Raw genomic sequence first — 24,386 nt, 5'->3', positions numbered from 1 at the left:
ATATTATAATATTCAAAGTTAAACAATAATGACTAAAAAAGAGAAGATAAACTTTACCATTCATACGTTGGAGGAGCTTTATCCGGAAATACCGGTCCCTTTGGATCATAAAGATCCCTATACTCTTTTAATTGCTGTTTTATTATCGGCACAGAGTACGGATGTCCGCGTGAATCAAATTACCCCCAAATTATTCATGAGGGCGGATAATCCATTTGATATGGTAAAACTTACCGTGGAGGAAATACGGGAAATTATCAAACCCGTAGGGCTATCCCCCATGAAATCCAAAGGAATCCATGGACTATCCAAAATTTTGATTGAAAAATACAATGGTGAAGTACCTAAGGACATCGCCTTATTGGAGGAATTGCCGGCTGTTGGCCATAAGACGGCCAGTGTAGTGGTCTCGCAGGCCTTTGGCATCCCAGCTTTTCCAGTGGACACCCATATTCATCGTTTGATGTACCGTTGGGGGTTCTCCAATGGGAAAAGTGTGGTACAAACCGAAAGGGATGCGAAACGACTTTTTCCCAAAGAACTTTGGAACCGTTTGCACTTGCAGATCATTTGGTATGGTAGGGAATACTCGCCTGCCCGGGGTTGGAATTTGGAAAAGGACAGTATCACCAGGACCATAGGGAGAAAATCCGTGATCAACGACTATCTTAAAACCAAAAAAACCACCGGTCACTGAGCTTAGTCAAAGTGCGGTGGTCTTTATTTTGATCAAGAGCATTTTAGTTTAGAAAACGCTCAAATGTTAAGTTGTCGTAATCGGCTACCTGGTACGACCTTGAAAACGCCATCAAAAAGGAAATGGTTTCAGGTCTAGCCTTTGCGATTCTGCAGGTTCTCGGTTCTTCAGAGTAAATTTCTTCCATATTCTAGCGTTTAAATTCAATATAGAAACGCCAGTAATTTGGAAATATTGCTCGGTTCGACCTAATGCAGATTAATTCGTTAAAACGATATTATTTCGTTGAACTACTTTTCTCAAATTAATCAAGGCATAGCGCATACGTCCCAAGGCGGTATTGATGCTAACCCCGGTATTCTCCGCAATTTCCTTAAAACTCATGTCCTTGTAGATACGCATAATCAAAACTTCGCGCTGATCGTCCGGTAATTCCTCAATCAACAGGGACAAATCGCTATCAATTTGATCTTTGATTATCTGTTTTTCCACATTGAGCTTCTCATCTTTAATAACGGAGAAGATGTTGAAGTCCTCACTTCCTTCAAACTTTGGCATACGTTTGTTTTTTCGGAAATGGTCAATGATCAGGTTATGGGCAATACGCATGACCCATGGCAAGAACTTACCTTCTTCACTATAAGAGCCGCGTTTTAGGGTCTTTATTACTTTTATAAAAGTGTCTTGAAAGATGTCTTCAGCCACATCCCGATTGAGCACTTTTGAATAAATAAAACTTAGGATTTTTTGATTGTGGCGGCTTATAAGTACTTCCAAGGCTTTTTCTTCGCCATTTATGTACTTCTTAACCAATACAGAATCTTCTATTTGCAGTTCCATACAAATTACTTTTTTGGTTTAAACATCACCGGACCAACGGTTTGGACCGGCTTGGAGTTATTAGTTTAATTGTAAAAAAGTAATTATAGCTGTATAGGCCTATCAGTTTTTAATTACACACCAAAGATATGCAATAAAGGATGTTACCAAAAAAGTATGTTGTGATCTACTGTATTTTAGATGTCAACCGTCGCAATATAGACATTAAGACCCCTGAATCGTATCTTTGCCCAAATTTTTTCGACGAATGACATCAATACAAGATGTAGATCCCAAGCAAAATATTATCATAAAGGGTGCCAAACTGCACAATCTTAAAAATATAAATGTAGTAATTCCCAGAAATAAGCTGGTGGTCATTACAGGACTTTCCGGTTCTGGCAAGTCTTCCCTTGCCTTTGACACCTTATATGCCGAAGGACAGCGCCGGTATGTAGAAAGTCTTTCCTCTTATGCCAGACAGTTCTTGGGCAAATTGGACAAACCCAAAGTAGATTATATTAAAGGTATAGCTCCCGCCATTGCCATTGAACAGAAGGTGAATTCCACCAATCCCCGTTCTACGGTCGGAACCACCACTGAAATCTATGACTATCTGAAACTGTTGTTCGCCCGAATAGGGAAAACCATATCCCCAATCTCCGGTGAAGAGGTAAAAAAGCATACGGTGACGGATGTGGTCAACCATGTAAAAGCTTTTGAAGAAGGTACCAAACTACTGTTGCTGGCCCCCATTACCATTCCAGAGACGAAGGACTCCCTAAAATCTTTGGAATTGTTCTCCAAGCAGGGGTATGCACGACTAAAGTATAAAGGGAAGGTCATTCGAATAGATCAAGCCCCAAGTGACATTGGAAAACAATTTGATCTTGTGGTCGACCGAATTGTGGTCAAAAAAGGGGATGAGGACTTTTTAAATCGATTGGGCAATGCTGTTGACAATGCTTTTTTTGAAGGTAAAGGGGTCTGTAGTATTGAGGAATTGACTTCGGGCAAACAAATGGAGTTCAGCAACCTGTTTGATTTGGACGGTATGAAATTCCTGGAGCCCAATGTACATCTTTTCAGTTTCAACAACCCTTATGGAGCCTGTCCCAAATGTGAAGGCTACGGCGATGTAATCGGCATTGACCCAGACCTTGTAGTTCCCAATACCGCATTGTCCATCTATGAAAATGCCGTTTTCCCGTGGCGTGGTGAAAGCATGGGCTGGTATCGGGATCAGTTGGTAAATGCCGCCTACAAATTTGACTTCCCCATCCATAAACCTTGGTTTGAACTTTCCGAGGAGCAAAGACAATTGGTATGGGATGGTAACGAACACTTTATAGGTATCCATAAGTTCTTTGAACAACTGGAGGAGAAAAGCTATAAAATCCAGAATCGGGTGATGCTTTCCCGCTACCGTGGAAAAACAAAATGTCCGGTCTGTAAAGGAAAGCGTCTACGTAAGGAGGCCAACTATGTCAAAATTCAAGGGCATTCCATTACCGATCTTATTGAACTGCCCATAAAACAGTTGGTTGGGTTCTTTACGGACCTACAACTATCCAAACACGATACCACCATTGCCAAACGCTTACTGAAAGAAATCACGACCCGGTTGGATTTTTTGGATAAAGTAGGCCTTAGTTACCTAACGCTCAATCGCAAATCCAATACCTTATCGGGTGGGGAAAGCCAACGGATCAACTTGGCCACAAGTTTGGGCAGTAGTTTGGTAGGTTCCATGTATATTCTGGATGAACCCAGTATTGGGCTACATCCCAAGGATACCGAAAATCTGATAGCAGTTTTAAAATCCCTCCGCGATTTGGGGAATACCGTCATTGTAGTGGAACATGATGAGGATATTATGAAGGCTGCTGATGAAATCATTGATATTGGTCCAGAAGCGGGAACCTTGGGTGGTAAGGTCGTTGCCACCGGTACTTTTGACGAAATCCTAAGCAAAAATACCCTAACGGGCAACTACCTCAGTGGAACTATGACGATAGCGGTACCACCGGAGCGAAGAAACTCCAAAAATTACATCCAAATTAAGGGAGCCCGTGAAAACAACCTTAAAAATATTGATGTCACCTTTCCATTGAATGTATTGACCGTAGTAACCGGGGTTTCCGGTAGTGGAAAAAGTACCCTGGTCAAAAAACTGTTGTATCCGGCCATCCTAAAAGAAGTGGGGGGATACGGCGAAAAGGCGGGTCAATTCACATCGTTGGAAGGAAAATACGCCCAGTTAAAACATGTGGAGTTCGTGGATCAAAACCCAATTGGGCGTTCCTCACGTTCCAACCCAGTAACCTATATTAAGGCCTATGACGATATCCGTGCCCTGTTTGCCGCACAGAAATTAAGCAAACTACGGGGTTATCAAGCCAAACATTTTTCCTTTAACGTGGATGGTGGTCGCTGTGAAAAGTGTAAGGGTGAAGGGAAAATCATCGTAGAAATGCAGTTTATGGCCGATGTACATTTGGAATGTGATGCCTGTGGCGGCAAGCGTTTTAAAAAGGACGTACTTGAAGTACAGTTTGAGGGAAAAAACATCAATGACATTCTCAATTTAACTATAGACGATGCCATTATCCATTTCTCCGGACATGGGCAGCACAAGATTGTACAGAAGCTGCAACCCCTTCAGGATGTGGGCCTGGGCTATGTGACCCTGGGGCAAAGCTCCTCCACCCTATCCGGTGGGGAAGCACAACGCATTAAGTTGGCCTCCTTTTTGGTAAAGGGGAACACCAAGGAAAAGGCCCTTTTCATTTTTGATGAACCCACGACGGGCCTACATTTTCACGATATTAAAAAGCTTTTAAAGTCTTTTGATGAATTGATTTCCAAAGGTCATTCCATAGTAGTGATCGAGCATAATATTGAACTGATCAAATGCGCGGATTATATTATTGATCTGGGTCCCGAAGGCGGTGAAAATGGCGGAAACCTGTTGGCCGAAGGCACTCCGGAAGAAGTAGTGCAAAGTAAGGAATCGTTTACGGCAAGGTATTTAGGGGAAAAGATATGACAACGGGAAATCCATGAATTGATACGAGTATCCGCTTCTATGAAAATTTAGATTTCTCACCTTCCGTTCCAAATGACAGAACAATAACGGTTGTCATTTCGAGCGAGCAAAGCGACGAGAAATCCCAATAAATAAAGTAAGATTCTTCCCCTCACCCCGTTCAGGGTTCGAATGACAATCAATTTGCCATTGGGAAATCCACAAAGTCCTATCTTTAAGAAACCTTAGTGCAATGAAAACCACCGAACCACCTGTTATTGTCAAAGAATCCTTTAGCGCTCCCAAAGAAAAGGTATGGAATGCGCTGACCGAAGTGGATGAAATGCGACAATGGTTTTTTCCCAATATTCCGGAATATAAAGCCCAAGTCGGCTTTGAAACCCAATTTATAGTTAATACCGGGGAACAGAGCTTTCCCCATATTTGGAAGGTCCAGGAGATCACCCCTCAACAAAAAATGGTGCAACACTGGCACTATGAAGGTTATACCGGTCGGTGTACCGTGGCATTTGAACTGGAAGGAATGGAGGAACGCACCCAACTTACGGTCACGGCAACGGTTTTAGAGGATTTCCCAGATGACATCCCCGAATTTAAAAGGGAAAGTTGTTTGGCAGGTTGGCAATACTTTATTCAAGAAAACTTAAAGCAGTATTTGGAAGGCTAAATCTACCTTTTGGTACCCATCTACGGGCAGCATCTTGCTTGGTTAGTACAATCGTTATACGCGGTAAGACTTCCTACCTGGGCTTCGTTCCAAATATCATTCCGACAGCGCACAGCGACGACAAATCCCAATAAACAGAATAAGATTCCGCTCAGGGTTCTGAATGACAATCAGGGAACAAAACCGTGGTACTGCTGTAACAAATTCCGATCATTTTCATCTTTACAGCAAAACTCCAACCAATGAACACGATCAAAAGCCTTTTGCCGACCTTTCTCTTACTTTCCTTAGTAGTTATTGGCTGCACTACAAAACAGGAAAACAACACCGCCGATACTGCAACCCCATCAGTTTTGGATACCTTAAAATATCCTGGGGACTTTTTTCCGGAAGAACGGGCCAAGGTCCTGGTCGTAGGTACCTTCCATTTTGGCTATCCCGGATTGGACACCCATAAAACTTCTGAGGAGGATCAGGTAGATGTATTAAAGGAGCCCAAAAAGTCAGAATTGGAAGATTTGATTGCACATATCAAAAAGTTCCGTCCCAATAAGGTTGCCATTGAAGCCCGCCCCACGTGGAACACCATGGAAAAGTTTGCGGCCTATAAAAGTGGGGCGCATTCGGATAAAAGGGATGAACGCTATACCCTGGGAATGCGTATTGCAAAAGACATGGCATTGGATACACTTTATGCCATCGATGCCAAATCATTGTTCTATGATTTAAAAAAGAAGGATTCCGTTCTACTAAATTCCCTCATAGATCAAATAGATTGGGATGCCCCGGATCCCTATTGGGATATGGCCAAAGAGTGGTTGAACTATGACGACAAAATCGTTTCCAAAATGCATCTGTTGGACTACTTTAAATACCTCAACTCCAGAAAAAACCACTTGGCCAACTACGGCCTTTACCTTACGGGCAATATGGGCAAGGTCGAAAATCAGGCCGCAGATAATCTGTCCTTATGGTGGTACAATCGAAACCTTCGCATTTTTTCGAAATTGGTCGGGATTTCCGAAGGCCCGCAAGACCGTATTTTGATCATTATGGGAAATGGCCACGCTTCCTTGCTACGTCATTTGTTTGAATCCACCCCGCAATTTGAATTTGTGGAATTCGATAGCCTTTAAAGAATACTATTGTCAAATATTGATTTTAAAATATTGATAATCAATAATTTAAAACTACAATTCTTTTTTTGGCACGCTGTTTGATTATTCTTGGGTGGGATGTAAATAGTTGCACCTAAAACTAAAATGAAACAGTTATGAGAAAGTTTGTATTCTTAATGGCAGCCCTGGTATTTGGAGCTTCTGCTGCACAAGCTGCGACGGTGAATGGTGAAACGGCAATGACCACATTTCGTTATGGCAACTCGTTTATTTTTGTGGAAAACGGTATTACCTTTTCTGTATATCCCGATGGTGAATTTGATTTTTATATTGATAACCGGGTAAACGTAGGGGTCGGCGCACGTGTTGGGAATGTAGGTATCACCTTTAATTCCGGTTTTAATTATAACCCATTTGTACAGTACGATGATTTTGGTGCCGTAATCCAAGTGGAAAATGTACCCATCTTTTATGACTTCTACGGTCGGGTTTCCCAAATCGGTGGAGTGGATATTTGGTACAGAAACGGATTTGTGAGACGCTTGGGCGGACTCAACGTATTTTGGAATGGTGGTGTATTCAGTCATACCACAGGCTTTATTAACATCTACAACCGTGGCTATGTATTTAGGCCATGGCACCGATGGTTCGCCAGACCAGCAGTTGGATTCTGTAATGTATGGACCACTCCCTATAGAAGGTGGTATAATCCCATCCGATACACTTGGCACAGGCCTTATAGGAACAATGTACGTAGAGCTTATGCACAAATAGGTCGTGAGTACCGATTCAACCGAACGCGAAGGGCGAAGATCTATAGAAACGATAGACGTGTTGCCGTCCGTGAAAACAATCGCATAAGACGCAATGATATCGGTAGAAACAATCGAGCTGTTGCCGAAAGAAGATCGGTTAGGCGTTCCAACAATGCCATTGCGCAAAGGAACAATAGGTCCACTGCGATAAATCGGAGTAACAATGCGCGACAAAACCAGGATCAGGTGAGGCGTAGCACTACCAGAAGGAGTACTTCAGATGCTCGTCGATCCAACCGCAGTACTTCGGTAACGCAGCGTTCGGTAAGTCGGACTCCACGGAGTACCACGGTGACCAAAAGGGAAGTTACCCGTACTCCTAACCAGAGGACGGTAAAGAAAAGGAGCAGTACCTATACGAAACCAAAGCGTACTGTGGCCCAAACCCGAAGTAGGAGTACCAGTGTTAAGCGAAGTACACCTTCAAAAAGAACCGTGACCAGGAGTACTACTACCACAAGAAGGAGTTCTTCTGGAACAAAGAGCAAAAATTCAAGAGGCACGAGAAATACAAGAAGTGCTCGGAGATTATAATAATTAGGACTGCTGGGTGAAGAAAGATGCTTCAACTTCACTCAGCATTCGTTGGACCAACTATTTTGTGCAATAACAAAATAGGGATAAACGAAGTTTTTAGGTTGGTTAGTTGTTTGACCCCGGGGTAGATGTTCTGTTTACCCCGGGGTTTTTCAATGTGTTGGGAAATCTTTGATTTCCGTAAACGAATTGAACCCTGAGCTTGTCGAAGAGTCTTCAACTAGAAAGTTTGATGGTTGAATTGAACCCTAAACTCGTAGAGGGATGCAGTAACCACAGTATTTCGGACTGGAATTGAGCCACAGGAAAGCGTAATTTGGACAAGTTAAGTCCGTAGTTAATCCTTCCGATTCAAAAGCTTGGAAATCAAGCCCGAAACATCTTCGGAAATATCAAATCGGTATAAAATCCCCAGATACATCACTACCATAATGGTCGACTTAAGCATAATGTTCAGGATAGGATGAAAGGAGAAATTTAACTTCCAGAACAGAAATCCCAAAAGAAGCAGGGTTGCCAAAATCTTAAAAGTTCCCTTTCCAAAGGGCAGGAATCCAAATTTTATCTTAACAAAGGCCATTTTAATGCAATTGAACAAGAAGATGGCAATAAAGCTGGCTAAGGCCGCTCCCTCAATTCCAAACAGGGGAATGAACCATAAATTCAATAGAATGGTGGTAATGGCCAACAATACACCCAACAGTAGAATGGTCCTATAATACACGGAGTTGTACAAAATGGAATTCACATTGCCCAAAACGGAATCGAACACCTTCGCCAAGCCAATTAAAAACACGATGGCAAAACCTTTTCGGTACGTTTCGGGTAATAATAGGAACAAATCCTCCAAATTCAAGACGATCAATAAGAATACAATTCCTGAAGCGATAAAGAGTGTCAAAGAGGTTTTTTTATAGAGGTTTTCCAATCCAAACAGATTTCCTTCACTCAGCAACTTGGCCGTTATAGGATAGGTGATTTGGTGCATGGCCCTGGAAGGAACAATAATAACCGTGGCAATGTAAATAGCAACCCCATAATAGGCTACATTTTCAATGGCCACGTACTGATTGATCATAAACTTGTCAATTTCCAACAGCAATACTGCCGCGGAACCTCCTAAAATGATAAGTGCACTGTACCAAAGGATCGCTTTGGTGTTTTTTGGAAAATCAAGATTGAATTTGGGCCTGTGCAGGCTATAGGCATATATTTTCATCACTACGGTCCGCAGCAGGTACATCCCGACCAGGGCATTTAAAAAAGAAGGAATGGACAGCACGTCATAATAAACCAATACCAAAAGGACGGTCACTCCCAATCGGGCAAAAATTTCCCTCAGAAAATTTCCAAAAACCGATTTTAAATGTACCCTACTCCACGCATAAAACACCTCAAAATAGGCCATTGCCAAACCGATCAGAAAAATGTGCCAGACATGGTTGGACGCAATGGCATTCTTTTGGGAGAAAAAATCGGCAATGTGTTGAAAACCCAAAAAAGTTAGAAGGGCCAAAGGGGCAATAGCCAGCAATGGGCTTAGTACCATAAGGGTTAGAAAACCGTTTTTTTTGTCCTCTTCCTGTTCATGATAGAACTTGACCAAAGTATTGTGAACACCAAAGGCCATCAGTGGCATTAGAATTGCGGCTGTTGCCAAAATAAAAGTGACCAATCCAAAATACGCATCAGGTAAGATGCGTGTGTAGAGAAACAGAATATTGATCGCTCCCAGGGCAAAGCCCACATAAGTGACCAAGGTATTTTTCAACGACTGCTTTAGGACGATTCCCATGTAAGGAGATTGGCTAGTTTTTTGGTCAGTTCCCGGCGATGGTACTGTTCAATTCCTTCGGAATTACAGGTTAATTCTCCATTTTGGAACTGTTGAAATCCTTCCAAAAGTAAGGTTTTTATGGATTTGGTATCGTTGTGGGTTACGTAATTCCCCGCATTATGGGCCTGCACCATTTGTCCGGCTTCCCAGTTTTTGGGTCCTATGGCCCATATGGGACGTTGGCTCTTTAAATATTCAAAAAGTTTGCCTGGAATGATACCCCGGGTTTCTTCCGAATCAATTTCCAATAACAACAACACCTGGGATTTGCATTGATATTCCAATACCTTGGAATGGGGAAGGTATCCCAGAATTTCAACATAGTCGGTAATTCCATAGGCTTTGATGGAATCCAATACCCCCTCCCCTACAACACCTATCAATTGAACTTTCAAGTTTTCCTTAAACGTCGTGTTTTCCCGAACCAATTCCCCAATGGCCTCCCAAAGGGTCTTTGGGTTCCTTTCCGTCAACAAGGAGCCAATATGGGAAAGCGTAAAACCGGTATCCAAGGAAGATTGCAACGGTTTCCCATCATAGCCATTGGTAATAACGGAAATCGGTCTTTCCGTCAATCCCTCAAATTCCAATCGGGTGGTTTCGCTGGTCACGACAATAGTGTCCGCCATATTTAGGACCTGCTTTTCCAAAGCCTCGTGTTTTCGTTGCGAAGTTTTGGTCAATTTCAGTTTTTTGTGATAGCCAATGCTGGTCCACGGATCGCGAAAATCAGCCACCCAGTTAATCTTGAAGTTTTCCTTTATTGTTTTTCCTATTAGGTGAACACTGTGCGGAGGGCCCGTGGTAATTATGGTTTCAATCTGTTCCTCCCGTATCAACCGTCTTATTTTTTGAACAGAAGGCCTTACCCAATACTTTCGTGCGTCCGGGATAAAGAGATTGCCCCTGACCCACAATAGTATTCGCTCCAAAAACGACTGCTTTTTGTACTCTTGGATAATACCGGAACTGATCCGTTCGGTTTTCTTTTTGGATAGGAATGAAGCGAGTCCGTACGGCTCAAAAATGGATTGTTTGATGATGCGAAGTCCTTTGGGGACTTCAGTCACTAAAGATTCGTCATATAAGGGATAATGGGGTTTTTCGGGAATGAATACGATAGGTTCAATATCAAAATTGGGAAGGTATTGAATAAATTTCAACCATCGTTGTACCCCAGGGCCGCCAGCGGGTGGCCAATAATAGGTGATAATGAGCACCTTTTGCATCAATCCTTGGCTTTTCTTCCAGGTTTTCGGAGCAACCAAACCATACCACCCAGGGCAAGCACTCCCAAAAGGAGGTTGCTTGCCAGTGCAATGGTGCTGCCCGTCTTCACTACCTCCGGATCGAACTGGAAAATCACGGTATGTTTCCCAGCGGGAACCTCCATTCCCCGTAGGGCATAGTTCACCCTGTAATGGGTTTCCTCCTTACCATCAATGGATACATGCCATCCATTGGGATAGTGCATTTCAGAAAAGACCACAAATCCTGCATTGGGGTTATCCATTTCATATGCAATGAAATTGGGACGATGGTCCATCATTTTTATGGAGGCCAATGAGTCCACTGTAAATGTCCGGGGCTTTAACACTGTTTGATCGGTTTCATCAAAAACTGCCGATTTCTTGGTATTTAAACTATCCAGGGCCTTAATCTCCATATCGGCGCTGGAAACTGCAATCAGGTTGTTGATGAACCACGCCGGACCGTTGGCATCCGGATTTATGGTTGGAATTCGCTTTCCATCTTCGTCCTGTTGAAAAATGTACTTGACGTTCAGCATATTCAGAACATCCAAATTAGTACTGTACAAATGGAAGTCAAATAAATCTTCGAGCTTGGCCGGTTTGGCGGCATGGTAACCGCTCAATGATTTATGGAAATACGATGTCCGTGAACCGACAACTCCTTCTGAAGGGTCAAAAACCCTGTAAATGGATTTATCCGTTTGTATTTGCCGATCCGCTTCCGTGGCTTGGTAAGGTTGGTCCACCAAACGTTGCCGAACAAAGTCATCCTCATTTACATAACGTTGGTTAACCCCTACCAAATCAAAAACAAGCAATATGCCAATGACGATCAGGGCCATGTTCCTTTTTATCGCCCCCCTTATCATTAGGAATACCACTGCCGCCGTTAGCGCAAAATAAATCAACGTCCTAAAGGTGTCACTGATGTACACCGCTTCCCTATCGCGTTCAATCATGGACATCAACTCCTCCCCAAAATATTGTTGATAGGTGGCATCACTCAATCCCTCAAAACCGAACATTCCTTTTATCACAAAAAGGACGATGACCAAACCCAGGGCGATGATTCCGGATAATTGCAGTGCCTTTATTTTCTCCTTCTTTTTAATGGAATCAGCAAACAATTGTTTAAGGCCCAAAATTGCCAAAATAGGGACACATAGTTCCAAAATGACCTGTATGGAAGAAACTGCCCGGAATTTATTGTACAAGGGGAAATAATCGATCATAAAGTTGGTCAAGGCCGGGAAGTTCTTTCCCCAGGACAGTACGAGTGATAAAAGCACCCCGCCCAACAACCACCATTTCTTCTTGCCTTTGACCAAAAAAAGGCCCAATAAAAACAGAAAAAACACCACGGCCCCAATATATGCTGGGGCAGCTACCCCAGGTTGATTTCCCCAATACAAGGGGAGGCCCTGGGTAAACTCCAATGCCCGTGTAGGGGACAATCCCTGGCCGGTCAAAAATTCATAGGCTTTTGAGTCTTTCCCTAAATTCTCACTATTGGAACCACCAAACAAGCGAGGTACGAAAAGATTCAGGGATTCCGCAATTCCATAACTGTACTGGGTGATATATTCCCTGTCCAGTCCATTTTTAATTTCCTTTTCGGTACCATCGGGATTGATGGTGAGTTCCGATTTACCCCTTGTACTCCAATCCGCATATTCCTTGGTTGCCAAAATTCCCGTGGCATTGGTGGCTATTCCCAGAAGTACGGCCGCAAGCAAAATGGCCACTGAAGCAAAAAAATGCTTTAACTTCTTTTTTAGAATGGCCTCAATCAAATAGACCAGACCAAGAATCAGTACCAACAACATGAAATAATAGGTCATCTGATAATGATTGGCACTAATTTCAAGGGCCATGGCAATTGCGGTCAAGATAAAACCAAGGATGTATTTTTTCCGAAATACCAAAAGAGTTCCGCCCAAAACCATTGGCAGGTACCCAATGGCATGGGCTTTGGCATTATGCCCAACTCCTAGGATAATGATGTAATAGGTTGAGAAACCGAAAGCCAGACTCCCCAGGATGGCCAATCGCCAATCCATTTTCATGCAGAGCATTAAAATGTAAAACCCAATGAAGTACAGGAACAGATAATCTGCAGGTCTTGGCAAAAACCGAATCAATCGGTCCAATTTTTTTACGTAATCGTGTGGATAGTTGGCCCCCAATTGATAGGTAGGCATCCCGCCAAAAGCACTATTGGTCCAGTAGGACTCCACTCCTGTGTTTTCCTTGTAATCATCACGTTCCTTGGCCATTCCTTTATAAAGGGCAATATCGGATTGATAGATGGCCTTGCCCTGAATCACGGGATAGAAGTACGCCAATGAGGCCACAATGAAAAAAAGAACAACGGCTATATGGGTAAAGATGGCTTTTGCAGAAAGCTTCATAATCTGGCTTTGAATGCCCAAAGATTATTCAATTTCTTCAAAATCTATGTATTCTCCAACTTTTTTTGAAGGATTGGATTTTGGATTGGGTGCTTTGTGAACTGTGGTCTCCCCTTCCTGTTTCGGGTGCTGATGTGATTGTTGAAATTGTCCAAATTGTTGTCCAAAACGTTCCTCCGTTTTCTGAACGGCATAATTCAACAGTTTTGGTGCCAACCATTTCCAAAGGATTTTAGCGATATAGTATACGATTATAAGAAATAATATCGTTTGTAGTACAACCATGGTGTATTGCTATTGATTCAAATTTACCCAACTAGTCCATTAAATTGAATATTCGTTTCATAAAATAGTATTAAAGTCTTGCTATGGTGCATTACAGATTTTTCCTTTTATTATTGTTCTTACCCTTTTTGACCAAGGGTCAGTACACGGATGTAATCAACTCAAATCGTCCAGGAATCGGGGTAAGTGCTTATGCTGTTGGAAAAAATGTGGTCCAGGCGGAGACGGGTTTTTTATACGAAATGCGGGACCATAGCGTATTGAATACTTCTTCCTCCATCTTTGGGGGCGAATTGGCCCTACGTTACGGTTTCCTATTTGAAGAATTGGAGCTAAAGTACGAAGGCACCTATATAAGCGAGAACATCACCTTTGATAATTTTGGGGTGGATGAGCGGCGAACCGATTTTTCCCGGAACCGTATCGGGCTCAAATATTTGGTCTTTGATCCCTTTAAAAATCCAGAGGCCAACAAACCTAATCTGTACAGTTGGCGTGCCAACAACAAGTTTCAGCTTAAAAATCTTATTCCAGCAGTTTCGTTGTATGCCGGGGCAACTTTTAATTTGGGCGATAAACCTTTTTATCCGGAGGATGGGACGATCTCTTACCGTGGCATGATCGCCACCCAAAGCCGTCTTACCCCAAAATCGGTTTTAATTACCAATGTGGCCTATGACCGAATCACTACGGACTTTCCGGAATTAAGCTATGCCATTTCCTATACCCGCGCTTTTAGAAACCCCAAATGGAGCATTTTTGTGGAACATCAGGGCATAGAGAGTGATCGTTTTTCCGATTTATTGCTAAGGACGGGTATTGCCCATTTGTTCAATCCCAATTTTCAAGTGGATTTCAGTTTGGGTGCCAGCGTCAAGGATACCCCGTTCAGGGCCTTTGGAAGGACCGGGCTTTCGTACCGACTGGATTTTCACAAAGACGAGCTTAAACCCATCAACAAACAGGGCGCAAAAGCAAAGATCAAGCGCAACAGTATCAAGAAAAAGAAAAAACGACGCAAGAAGGATAAATTGGATTTCTAATTTTTTTCTGAGCAGATTATTCCCCATCTTGAGCCTTACAATCCTAACCTATGGTTCAAGTAAAAGAAGTCGTTTCAAAAGCAGATTTTAAAGCCTTTGTAAAATTTCCCTTCCAACTGTACAAAGGCAATCCCTATTGGGTTCCCCCGATTATCAAGGATGAGCTGGAAATTTTTGATCGCCAGAGGAATCCCGCATTTCAATCCGCTCAGGCCCAGTTTTTCCTCGCCTTAAAAAATGGGAAAGTGGTCGGAAGAATTGCCGCCATCATCAATCATTTGGAGGTCAACGGACAGGGATTGAAAAAAATGCGCTTTGGGTGGTTTGATTTTGTGGATGATCTGGAGGTATCCAAAAAACTTTTGGGTGAGGTTGAGGCTATTGGCAAAGCCAATGGATTGGAATATATGGAAGGCCCCGTAGGATTTTCTAATCTGGACAAGGTTGGTGTTCTCATAGAAGGTTTTGATCATATCGGTACCATGATTACCTGGTACAACCATCCTTATTATCCAAAACACTATGGGGAACACGGTTTTGTAAAGGAAAAAGAGTATTTGGAGAACAAATTCAAAGCCGCAGCGGCAGACCCCAAACTCTTTGCCAAGGCCAATATGCTCATTAAAAAACGTTTTGGCCTGCGCGAAATCAATTTTACGAATAGCAGTGAAATTATGCCCTGGGTGGACCAAATGTTCGATCTGTTCAATGAAAGTTATGCCAAGCTTTCCTCCTTTGTGAAGATTACCGATGTTCAAAAAGCCTATTTTAAAAAGAAGTACATCAGTTTTATCAATCCGGAGTATATCAAATTTGTAGTGGACAGCGATGACAAATTGGTCGCTTTTGCCATAGTAATGCCCTCCTTTTCCAAAGCCTTGCAAAAAGCCAATGGAAGGTTGTTCCCTTTTGGGATTTTTCATCTCTTAAGAGCTAAGAAAAGCAGTAAAGACGTGATTTTCTACCTGATAGGCATACGACCGGACTTTCAAAACAAAGGGGTTACGGCCGTTATCTTTAATGAATACTACCATACCTTTAAAGCCAAGGGCATTGTAAATTGTATCCGCACGCCGGAATTGGAAGAGAACACCGCTATACGCCAAATGTGGAAGCATTTTAACCCGATTACCCACAAACGTAGGCGTACCTATCGAAAAGCTTTGTAATTGGACGCCTCATTCATACATCAAGTTTTAGGGGAAAAGCCAATAGCCATTACGAGCGTTTCCGGAGGGGATATTGCACAGGCCTTTAAAGTAGAGACGGGAAACCAGGATTATTTTGTGAAATCGGCCTCTTTCCAAAACGCTCGGGACCTCCTGCAGAAAGAAGCCCTGGGACTCCAAAAACTGGCCAGTACGCATACCATTGCCATTCCTGAAATCCTTGGGGTGTACCATAACCAGGGAACGGCCTATCTTTTTTTAGGATTTATTGCCTCCAAAAACCCCTCAAATCGCGATATGGAAGTATTCGGTAGGGCCTTGGCGGGACTTCATCAAATTCGTTTCGGAACATTTGGACTGGAAACCGATAATTTCATTGGAAAACTGCCCCAAAGCAACACCGTACACCAAAATTGGGTGGATTTCTATGTACAGGAACGATTGCATCCCCAACTGAAAATGGCCTTAAATCTTGGCAAATTGGACCAGGACAGTATACCATCCATCACTAAAATGGGCACTTGCTGTGAAGCTTTGTTTGGGGAGGTCAATGCATCTTTGTTACACGGTGACCTTTGGAGTGGAAATTACCTGATCTCAAATGAGGGAAGGCCTTATCTGATCGACCCAGCAGTCTATTACGGCCATAATGAGGTGGATTTGGCGATGACCAAACTTTTTGGTGGATTTTCATCAACATTTTATGGGGCATATCATGAAGTTATTCCTCCCCATCAAAATCAAAAAGCGCTTGTGGACATCTACCAACTCTATTACTTGTTGGTCCATCTGAACCTTTTTGGGATTTCCTACTTAAGTCCAGTGCTACGGATCCTGAAAAGGTATTTCAGTTAATATTTCTACTCGCCCATGGCCGCGGCTACAGCAGCAGAAAGGCGTTTATAGGTTCCATTTTGAAGTCGTTCACGAATGGCAGAGAACGCATCCAGGGTTTCTGCAATATCTTCCATGGTATGCGTTGCCGTGGAATAACGTAGAACATCATAAATAGCACATATCACTCTTATAGCGGGCAGTATTACAACCCATGTTACCTATAGAAGTCACATCGTTGAATATATCTTACTGGAGTTCCGATAATTGGTCAATCTTCTGCTCGAACATCCAATTGATGCTTAAAGACATCAGGGCTACCTTACCGTTTCATGAAAAAACGGATATAGCCCTTTTCCCCTTTTCCAGTAATCCAAAACAGGATACAAGTTCCTTCCATGGAACAGTCGAATTAATCACTTTAGACATACCCTTAAGAAGGTATCCAACAATAGGACCTTATCGAAATCAAAATTTGTATAGATGATACAAATTTTAGTTCAGAAAATTTTCGTAGTTTTATTTTGTGCCTTCCAAGTTTAAATCCCTTTTTGAAAAACACAGCTTTGTTTTGGGATTTTGAATTGCGAATTATTTCTATGATAATGAATGAGTTGCATTATTCTGAATGTCCTTTTTTAAATTTCGGAAATAGCTCATATTAACTTTAAAAGGCCAAAATTGATTTTACTGCCCTGATTACAATCACAACTACTGCTTCCAAACCATGTTTATGCAAGATTTAAAAGAGAACCATAAAGTTCCTGCCATTTTACTAATCATATTATTATGTTCCTGTTCTTCGGGGTCAACAGAGTTTCAATTTGATAGGAACGTATTTCCGCAAGAGTGGCACCTTATCAGAATAACTACATCCATTACCGGCGACTTTAAGGAAGGTACAGAAATGGAATTCCAAGAATCATTCATACTTCATTCATCGGGACTATTTACTAAGACAAGGGAAACATCTGCGGGAACAGTTGAGGGATTTGGCAAATATAGTTTTAATGAAGGTGAAAATGGAACAATACTGGAGCTGCTACATGATTCAACGAATCAAACAATTATAAACTGTTCAGGAAATCTTATTGAGCTATTTTCAATGCCAACAAATGAAACATTGGTCGGCAGTTCTGCTCCGTGTGATGGCCCTATATTATTTTATGAAAGAGTGAATTAATGTTTATATAAGCGTTTGAATACCCTCATTTGGTTCAAAATACAATTACTGGAACTACTTAAAACAAGTAAAAAGTTTTGGTAACGTAATTCGAACATTGAAATATGATGGTCTACTTTCAAGCAGCAAAAGATACTTCCCTTTCAATCTGGCCACCCAACGCCATTAATGGTCATCCCCTTGGCTATCATTCCGAAATATGACCCGATTTGGAGTTTGTTTTATCCTAAATCACGAGTTATTGCAATGAAGATAATAGTGTAAGAAATTTGAATTTTCCATAGTTTTATTCTCCCATGGCCGCAGCTACGGCGGCAGAAAGGCGTTTATAGGTTCCATTTTGAAGTCGTTCACGAATGGCAGAGAACGCATCCAGGGTTTCTGCAATATCTTCCATGGTATGCGTTGCCGTAGGAATCATTCGCAATAGGATCAATCCTTTAGGAATCACAGGGTAAACCACTATGGAACAAAAGATTCCATAATTTTCACGAAGGTCTTTTACCAAAGCCATTGCCTCCGGAATACTACCGTTCAAATATACAGGGGTTACACAACTTGTAGTGGTTCCTATATCAAATCCACGTTCCTTAAGGCCGTTCTGTAACGCATTGACATTTTCCCAAAGCTTTGCCTTTAATTCAGGCATGGTGCGGAGCATGTTCAACCGCTTCAAGGCGCCTTTCACAAAAACCATGGGTAGGGACTTTGCGAACATCTGCGAGCGCATATTGTATTTGAGATAGTCTATGATTTCCTTGTCGGCCGCCAAAAAAGCGCCTATTCCGGCCAGGGACTTTGCAAATGTGGCAAAATAGACATCGATTTCGTCTTGAATACCCTGCTCCTCTCCTGCTCCAGCACCCGTGGTCCCTAAGGTTCCAAAACCATGGGCATCATCCACCAATAAACGAAACTGGAATTTTTTCTTAAGCGCTACTATTTCCTTAAGTATTCCCTGCTCTCCACGCATACCGAACACTCCCTCGGAAATAACCAGGATACCTCCCCCGTTGTCCTGTGCCATTTTAGTGGCACGTTCCAGGTTTTTTTCCAGGCTCTCAACATCGTTATGCTTAAACGTGAATCGCTTGCCCATATGCAGGCGTACCCCATCTATGATACAAGCGTGACAGTCCACATCATAAACGATAATATCGTCCTTGGCCACCAAAGCGTCTATACAGGACATAATCCCCTGATAGCCGAAATTCAATAAATAGGCCGATTCTTTATCCACAAAATCGGCCAATTCACGCTCCAATTGCTCATGATAATCGGTATGGCCACTCATCATACGCGCACCCATGGGATAGGCAGCACCGTGTTCCAAAGCGGTATCCGAATCCACTTTTTTAACTTCAGGAAGATTGGCAAGCCCCAGATAATCATTGATACTCCAGGTAATTACCTCTTTACCCCTGAACTTCATCCTATTGGAGATAGGTCCTTCCAACTTTGGAAAAACAAAATACCCTTCTGCTTGTGAAGCCCATTTGCCCAAAGGCCCTTTGTTTTCAATAATTCTGTCAAAAATATCCCGCATTTGGCCGTGAATTTAATGAACTGCAAAAATAGCCAATTAAAACTTTCTTGCAACGTCATCGTATTAAAACAAAAAAGACGGCACCTTACTGTGCCGCCCCCTATCCTTAAAAGTAAACTTTTCTTACTTAATGTACTCTATCTCTTTGGGTTTCGGCGTTTTATCACCTTCAAAAAAACCTTGGTTTTCCATCCACTCATCGCTGTATATCTTACTCATGTATCGGGAACCATGATCCGGGAAAACAACCACAACCTGACTATCGGCATTAAACTCACCTTCGGTATGGTATTGCATTACGGCTTGCATGGCCGCGCCACTGGTATATCCCAAAAACAGACCTTCTTTATGCGCAATTTGGCGTGCCATATGTGCGCTTTCTACATCCGTCACCTTAAGAAATCGGTCAATACTGTTGAAATCCGTTGCTTTAGGAATTAAATTTTTACCAAGACCTTCAATACGGTATGGATATACCTCATCGTGGTCAAACTCCCCTGTTTCATGGTATTTTTTTAGTACGGAACCGTAGGCATCCACAGCCAGTATCTTTATTTTGGGGTTCTGCTCCTTTAAAAAACGGGCTATTCCCGAAATGGTTCCTCCTGTACCACTACAGGCGACCAAATGCGTAATTTGACCTCCGGTCTGCTCCCAGATTTCGGGACCAGTAGTTTTGTAGTGGGCCTCAATATTCAAATCGTTGAAGTATTGATTGATATAAATGGAGCCTGGAGTTTCCTGGTGCAATCGCTTGGCCACCTCATAATAGGAACGTGGATCGTCCGCACTGACATGTGCCGGGCAAACGTAGACTTTTGCACCCATGGAACGCAACATATCTATCTTATCCGGAGACGACTTTGAACTCACGGCCAAGATACAGTCATATCCCTTTACCATGCTCACCATGGAAAGGCTAAAACCGGTATTTCCCGAAGTGGTCTCTATAATTGTGCTTCCCGGTTTCAGTATTCCCTTTCGCTCCGCCTCCTCGATAATATGAACAGCAATCCTATCCTTGGCGGAATGTCCCGGATTGAACGCTTCTACCTTTGCATAGAAGTTACCGGTAAGGTGCGCTGTAATTTTGTTCAACTTTATTAAGGGAGTGTTTCCCACCAAATCCAAGATACTATCGTGGGCCTTGATTGTATTTTCCATAATTCAGTTAGGTCAAGGAAAGTGTTTACAATTCCGCTGGCAAAAATACTACTTTTAATTTTATGGGACTTTTCCTTCCAGATCTAAAATAAAGGCATATTCCTTTGCCGTTTCCTTCAAGGCCTCGAACCTACCGGAAGCACCTCCATGACCTGCTTCCATATTGATGTCCAGAAACAGTTGGTTGCCATTGGTCTTCAATTCCCGTAATTTGGCCACCCATTTTGCTGGTTCCCAATATTGTACCTGGGAATCATGCAAACCAGTGGAAACATACATATGGGGATAGGCCTTGGCCTCTAAATTATCATAAGGGGAGTAACTTTTTATATAGCTGTAATACTCCTTTTTGTTTGGATTTCCCCACTCGTCATATTCCCCGGTGGTCAAGGGAATGGAATCGTCCAGCATTGTTGTGACCACATCCACAAAGGGAACGGCCGCAATGACCCCATTGTACAGTTCGGGTGCCATATTTATTACAGCTCCCATCAACAATCCTCCGGCGGAACCACCTATGGCATACAACCGCTCTGGGGAGGTATATCCATTTTCAATCAAATACCTGGAGCAATCAATGAAATCGGTAAATGTATTTTTCTTGTTCAATAACCTTCCCCCTTCGTACCAAGGCCTACCCAAGTATTCCCCCCCTCGCACATGGGATATGGCGTAAATAAAACCCCTGTCCAAAAGACTTAAACGTACGGAAGAGAAATAGGGGTCAATAGTGGATCCATAGGAACCATAGGCATATTGTAGTAATGGACTTGTACCATCCAAGGGGGTATCCTTTCGATACACCAACGAAATAGGAACCTTTTTTCCATCTTGTGTCCCGGCCCAGACCCTTTTAGATTGGTAATTGTCTTTATTGAACTTCCCTCCCAGCACTTCCTGTTCCTTCAAAATTTCCTGTTCCCCGGTTTCCATATGGTATTCAATAATGGCATAGGGTGACGTCATGGCATTATAGAAAAAACGAAGCTTGTCCGTATTAAAATCCAAATTGGTAAATGGGCCTGCAACGTAAGTCTCACTTGCGAAGGGGAGGTAATAGGAATTGGTACCATCCCAACGAACGATCCTCATTTTTGTCAAACCCCTTTCCCGCTCGGTAATTACATAGTGGTCCCGAAACATTTCCACATCCTCCAACAACACCTCGGAGCGATGTGCTATGAACTCTTCCCAATATTCGGATGATGTGCTATCAACCGCACACCGCATCAATTTAAAATTTGTGGCCCCATCCTTGTTGGTCAAGATATAAAAATGGCTCCCATAGTGATTGATTTCATATTCCAGGCCCCGTTCCCTCGGGCAGAAAACAGTAAACGAACCATTGGGGTCATCCGCTTTTAAAATCCGATATTCAGAAGTCATGGTACTGCTTGATCCTATGACGATATATTCCCTTGATTTTGTTTTGTACACAAAAGTGTTGAACGTCTCATCCTTTTCATGAAATACCTCTTCATCCTGCGCTACCGGAGTACCCAATCTATGCTTAAAAATCCTGTCCGAACGTAAGGTTACCGGATCCTTTTTGGTGTAAAACAAGGTTTTGTTATCTGAGGACCAAGCCGTGGTTCCGGTGGTATTTTCGATTTTATCCGGGTAAATCTCCCCTGTCTTTAAATTTTTGATCTGAATGGTATACTGTCTTCTGGAAACGGTATCCACCCCAAAAGCGGCCAAGGTATTGTCCGGGCTTACGGAAATCCCCCTTAAATTGAAAAAATCATGGCCCTCCGCCATTTCATTGCAGTTAAAAAGAATCTCTTCCCGGGCTTCCAGATTTCCTTCTTTGCGGGCATGGATGGGGTATTCCTTCCCTTCCTCATATCGGGTGAGGTAATAATATCCATTTAATTTGTAGGGGACCGAGGTGTCGTCCTCCTTGATCCTTGACTTCATCTCCTGAAAAAGTGTTCCCTGAAATTCTTTCGTATGGGCGGTCATCTCCCTGTAATAGCTGTTTTCGGCCTCCAGGTAGGCGATGACATCTGGATTCTCCCGCTCATTCAGCCAGTAATAAGGGTCTATGCGAACATCACCGTGTTTTTCAAGTGCTTTCGGTATTTTTTTTGCGATAGGAGGCTTTGGGTTCATTGTGTCTCTAAAGTGTAATTATGGAAAGCTGCAAAAATAAGACACAGGACAAAGAGGTCGATATATTTATTTTGAATACTATGTTAATCAATTTACTTTTGAAACTATAAATACAAATGATATGTTCGGCGACTTAATGGGTATGATGGGGAAACTAAAGGAAACCCAAAAGAAAGTGGAAGAAACCAAAAAACGATTGGATACGGTACTGGTCGATGAAGCTTCCACTGATGGAAAATTAAAGGTTTCCATAACGGCCAATAGGGAGTTAAAGTCCATTACCATTGACGAATCCTTATTGACCGATAGGGAGGAGTTGGAGGATTATCTTATTTTAACCCTGAACAAAGCCATCCAAAAAGCATCTAAAGTACAGGAAGCGGAACTCGGAGCGGTTGCCAAGGAAGGTATGCCCAATATTCCAGGAATGGACTCCCTTTTTAAATAGTTATTGGCAGGAATTTCCTAATTTTAGGAATGGTCGAGATTCTAAAAATTGCTGAGGGAAAATTCCAACTTCGAATTGATTCTGAATCAGGGAGCCCGCTATTGCACAGTATACCCTTCAAAAGCGAATCCGATGCCAAGAGAGTTTTGGACAAGGTGATTGCAAAACCCATTTTTGAACGAAAGACGGACCATCAGGGTAAATTTGTTATTACCTTAAAGACCGCCACTGGGGAAAATGTAGGGCAAAGCAATACCTATTCATCAGAAGCGGGAATGGAAAATGGCATTAAGAACTTATTGAAAAGCCTTTCCAAAGCCAGCGTTTAATTTAAATGGGCCAGTACCTCCAAAAAATGTGCATGCTTTTCGTCCGTATAGTCCAAATGGGTGACCATTCGGAGCTTTCCTTGTCCCATTCCAATGATGGAAATCTTATTTTCGGAGAGCTTTTTTAAAAAGGTGTCTTCGGACAGTACGGATTGGTTCAACTCAAAAATGATGATATTGGTTTCAATGGGCTCCACTTTCTTAATGAAGTCCAATTCTTTTAAAATAGCCCCAATTTCCCGGGCCCGTCCATGGTCTTCCTCCAGACGTTGCACGTGGTTGTCCAATGCATGGATACCGCATGCCGCCAAATATCCCGCCTGACGCATTCCCCCGCCTAAAATCTTTCGAACCCGAATGGCATCGTAAATCAACTTTTCGCTTCCTATCAAAACCGACCCTACCGGACATCCCAAACCTTTACTTAGACAAACGCTTATGGAATCGAACAATTCCCCATATTGTTTGGCGGACTCCCCCTTGGCCACTAAAGCATTCCAAAGTCGGGCCCCGTCCAAATGATACGCCAAATTGTGTTCCTCACAGACCTTTTGTATTCGTTTTAGTTCCCCAAAGTCCCAGCACGCTCCCCCACCCTTGTTGGTCGTGTTTTCGATACATACCAAACTGGTCAAGGGGCTATGGTAAAAATCAGGTGGGTTAATGGCCGCCTCCACTTGCTCAGCGGTCATCATGCCCCTATGGCCATCCACCAACTTACAGGATACCCCGCTATTGAAACTTGCCCCACCACCTTCGTAATTATAGACATGGGCATATTTGTCACATATCAATTGTTCTCCGGGATTGGTATGGAGTTTAATGGCCGTTTGATTGGTCATACTGCCACTTGGGAAAAAGAGCGCGGCTTCCATGCCAAACATATTCGCCACTTTCCGTTCCAACGCATTAACGGTTGGGTCATTTTTAAATACATCATCCCCTACTTGGGCCGCAAGCATAGCCTTTAGCATCCCAGGAGTTGGTTTGGTGACCGTATCGCTTATTAAATTTATTTCCATGCAGGTAAAAGAACTACTATTTGGCAATCAAGTGTAGGTATCACA

21 protein-coding genes are annotated in these 24,386 nt (G+C 42.6%); 11 read left to right on the top strand and 10 right to left on the bottom strand.

All coding sequences use genetic code 11. The features are described from left to right. The first annotated feature begins 28 nt into the window (after window positions 1-28). Window positions 29-697, top strand: coding sequence for an endonuclease III domain-containing protein (gene nth / locus L0P88_RS20560; RefSeq protein WP_247131757.1), 669 nt, complete (start codon window positions 29-31; stop codon window positions 695-697). A 258-nt stretch (window positions 698-955) separates the two neighbouring features. Here nth and L0P88_RS20555 read toward each other — a convergent pair whose 3' ends face one another. Then, window positions 956-1,537 carry an RNA polymerase sigma factor gene (locus L0P88_RS20555; protein WP_247131756.1) on the bottom strand — a complete coding sequence of 194 codons (582 nt, stop codon included), beginning with the start codon at window positions 1,535-1,537 and terminating at the stop codon, window positions 956-958. A 247-nt stretch (window positions 1,538-1,784) separates the two neighbouring features. On the opposite strand from L0P88_RS20555, the gene uvrA reads away from it, so the two are divergent. From uvrA to L0P88_RS20535, 4 genes are all read left to right on the top strand, one after another. Beyond that, entirely contained in the window at window positions 1,785-4,565 is a 2,781-nt protein-coding gene (uvrA, locus tag L0P88_RS20550; RefSeq protein ID WP_247131755.1) for an excinuclease ABC subunit UvrA, read from the top strand. 232 nt (window positions 4,566-4,797) lie between these two features. After that, window positions 4,798-5,232: an SRPBCC domain-containing protein gene (locus L0P88_RS20545; RefSeq protein ID WP_247131754.1), complete on the top strand. Its 435-nt coding sequence runs from the start codon at window positions 4,798-4,800 to the stop codon at window positions 5,230-5,232. A 242-nt stretch (window positions 5,233-5,474) separates the two neighbouring features. After that, window positions 5,475-6,368, top strand: coding sequence for a DUF5694 domain-containing protein (locus tag L0P88_RS20540; protein ID WP_247131753.1), 894 nt, complete (start codon window positions 5,475-5,477; stop codon window positions 6,366-6,368). 137 nt (window positions 6,369-6,505) lie between these two features. Then, the gene (locus L0P88_RS20535; RefSeq protein ID WP_247131752.1) at window positions 6,506-7,699 is read left to right on the top strand and encodes a hypothetical protein; all 1,194 of its coding nucleotides are present in this window, start codon (window positions 6,506-6,508) and stop codon (window positions 7,697-7,699) included. A 340-nt stretch (window positions 7,700-8,039) separates the two neighbouring features. On the opposite strand, the gene L0P88_RS20530 is transcribed toward L0P88_RS20535, so the two are convergent. The 4 genes from L0P88_RS20530 to L0P88_RS20515 are packed head-to-tail and all read right to left on the bottom strand — an operon-like array spanning window position 8,040 to window position 13,488. Beyond that, window positions 8,040-9,497, bottom strand: a complete 1,458-nt coding sequence (locus L0P88_RS20530; RefSeq protein WP_247131751.1) for a lipopolysaccharide biosynthesis protein — start codon at window positions 9,495-9,497, stop codon at window positions 8,040-8,042. Further along, on the bottom strand, window positions 9,482-10,768 hold the full coding sequence (locus tag L0P88_RS20525; protein WP_247131750.1) for a glycosyltransferase family 4 protein: 1,287 nt from the start codon (window positions 10,766-10,768) through the stop codon (window positions 9,482-9,484). Before L0P88_RS20525 ends, L0P88_RS20530 begins: the two co-directional genes overlap by 16 nt. Continuing rightward, window positions 10,768-13,203, bottom strand: a complete 2,436-nt coding sequence (locus L0P88_RS20520; protein ID WP_247131749.1) for a YfhO family protein — start codon at window positions 13,201-13,203, stop codon at window positions 10,768-10,770. The genes L0P88_RS20525 and L0P88_RS20520 overlap by 1 nt, the downstream gene beginning before the upstream one ends. A 24-nt stretch (window positions 13,204-13,227) precedes the next feature. Next, the gene (locus L0P88_RS20515; RefSeq protein WP_247131748.1) at window positions 13,228-13,488 is read right to left on the bottom strand and encodes a DUF4834 family protein; all 261 of its coding nucleotides are present in this window, start codon (window positions 13,486-13,488) and stop codon (window positions 13,228-13,230) included. 83 nt (window positions 13,489-13,571) lie between these two features. Between L0P88_RS20515 and L0P88_RS20510 the strand changes: the two genes are divergently transcribed. The 3 genes from L0P88_RS20510 to L0P88_RS20500 are packed head-to-tail and all read left to right on the top strand — an operon-like array spanning window position 13,572 to window position 16,555. After that, complete coding sequence (locus L0P88_RS20510) at window positions 13,572-14,531, top strand: transporter (RefSeq protein WP_247131747.1); 960 nt, start codon at window positions 13,572-13,574, stop codon at window positions 14,529-14,531. Between the two features lie 50 nt (window positions 14,532-14,581). After that, window positions 14,582-15,700: a GTP cyclohydrolase gene (locus L0P88_RS20505; RefSeq protein WP_247131746.1), complete on the top strand. Its 1,119-nt coding sequence runs from the start codon at window positions 14,582-14,584 to the stop codon at window positions 15,698-15,700. Continuing rightward, on the top strand, window positions 15,701-16,555 hold the full coding sequence (locus L0P88_RS20500; RefSeq protein WP_247131745.1) for a fructosamine kinase family protein: 855 nt from the start codon (window positions 15,701-15,703) through the stop codon (window positions 16,553-16,555). 5 nt (window positions 16,556-16,560) lie between these two features. On the opposite strand, the gene L0P88_RS20495 is transcribed toward L0P88_RS20500, so the two are convergent. Further along, a complete protein-coding gene (locus L0P88_RS20495; RefSeq protein WP_247131744.1) occupies window positions 16,561-16,722 on the bottom strand; it encodes a hypothetical protein in 162 nt (53 codons plus the stop codon). A 545-nt stretch (window positions 16,723-17,267) separates the two neighbouring features. Here L0P88_RS20495 and L0P88_RS20490 point away from each other — a divergent pair. Further along, a complete protein-coding gene (locus L0P88_RS20490) occupies window positions 17,268-17,717 on the top strand; it encodes a hypothetical protein (RefSeq protein WP_247131743.1) in 450 nt (149 codons plus the stop codon). Window positions 17,718-18,003: 286 nt separating this feature from the next. Here L0P88_RS20490 and L0P88_RS20485 read toward each other — a convergent pair whose 3' ends face one another. From L0P88_RS20485 to L0P88_RS20475, 3 genes are all read right to left on the bottom strand, one after another. Next, window positions 18,004-19,263 carry an aminotransferase class I/II-fold pyridoxal phosphate-dependent enzyme gene (locus L0P88_RS20485; RefSeq protein ID WP_247131742.1) on the bottom strand — a complete coding sequence of 420 codons (1,260 nt, stop codon included), beginning with the start codon at window positions 19,261-19,263 and terminating at the stop codon, window positions 18,004-18,006. 123 nt (window positions 19,264-19,386) lie between these two features. Continuing rightward, complete coding sequence (locus L0P88_RS20480; protein ID WP_247131741.1) at window positions 19,387-20,427, bottom strand: PLP-dependent cysteine synthase family protein; 1,041 nt, start codon at window positions 20,425-20,427, stop codon at window positions 19,387-19,389. A 60-nt stretch (window positions 20,428-20,487) separates the two neighbouring features. Next, a complete protein-coding gene (locus tag L0P88_RS20475; protein ID WP_247131740.1) occupies window positions 20,488-22,542 on the bottom strand; it encodes a S9 family peptidase in 2,055 nt (684 codons plus the stop codon). A gap of 121 nt (window positions 22,543-22,663) precedes the next feature. On the opposite strand from L0P88_RS20475, the gene L0P88_RS20470 reads away from it, so the two are divergent. After that, window positions 22,664-22,990 (top strand): YbaB/EbfC family nucleoid-associated protein, encoded by a 327-nt coding sequence (locus L0P88_RS20470; RefSeq protein WP_247131738.1) that lies wholly within the window; start codon window positions 22,664-22,666, stop codon window positions 22,988-22,990. Between the two features lie 29 nt (window positions 22,991-23,019). After that, window positions 23,020-23,319: a YegP family protein gene (locus L0P88_RS20465; protein ID WP_247131736.1), complete on the top strand. Its 300-nt coding sequence runs from the start codon at window positions 23,020-23,022 to the stop codon at window positions 23,317-23,319. Here the strand turns inward: L0P88_RS20465 and L0P88_RS20460 are convergent. Next, window positions 23,316-24,341 carry a threonine aldolase family protein gene (locus L0P88_RS20460; protein ID WP_247131735.1) on the bottom strand — a complete coding sequence of 342 codons (1,026 nt, stop codon included), beginning with the start codon at window positions 24,339-24,341 and terminating at the stop codon, window positions 23,316-23,318. The genes L0P88_RS20465 and L0P88_RS20460 overlap by 4 nt on opposite strands. Between the last annotated feature and the right edge of the window lie 45 nt (window positions 24,342-24,386).

This window comes from Muricauda sp. SCSIO 64092, from assembly GCF_023016285.1.
Classification (GTDB): domain Bacteria; phylum Bacteroidota; class Bacteroidia; order Flavobacteriales; family Flavobacteriaceae; genus Croceivirga.
The sequence above is the reverse complement of the archived record's forward strand: the minus strand, read 5'-3'. Positions and strand labels throughout refer to the sequence as shown.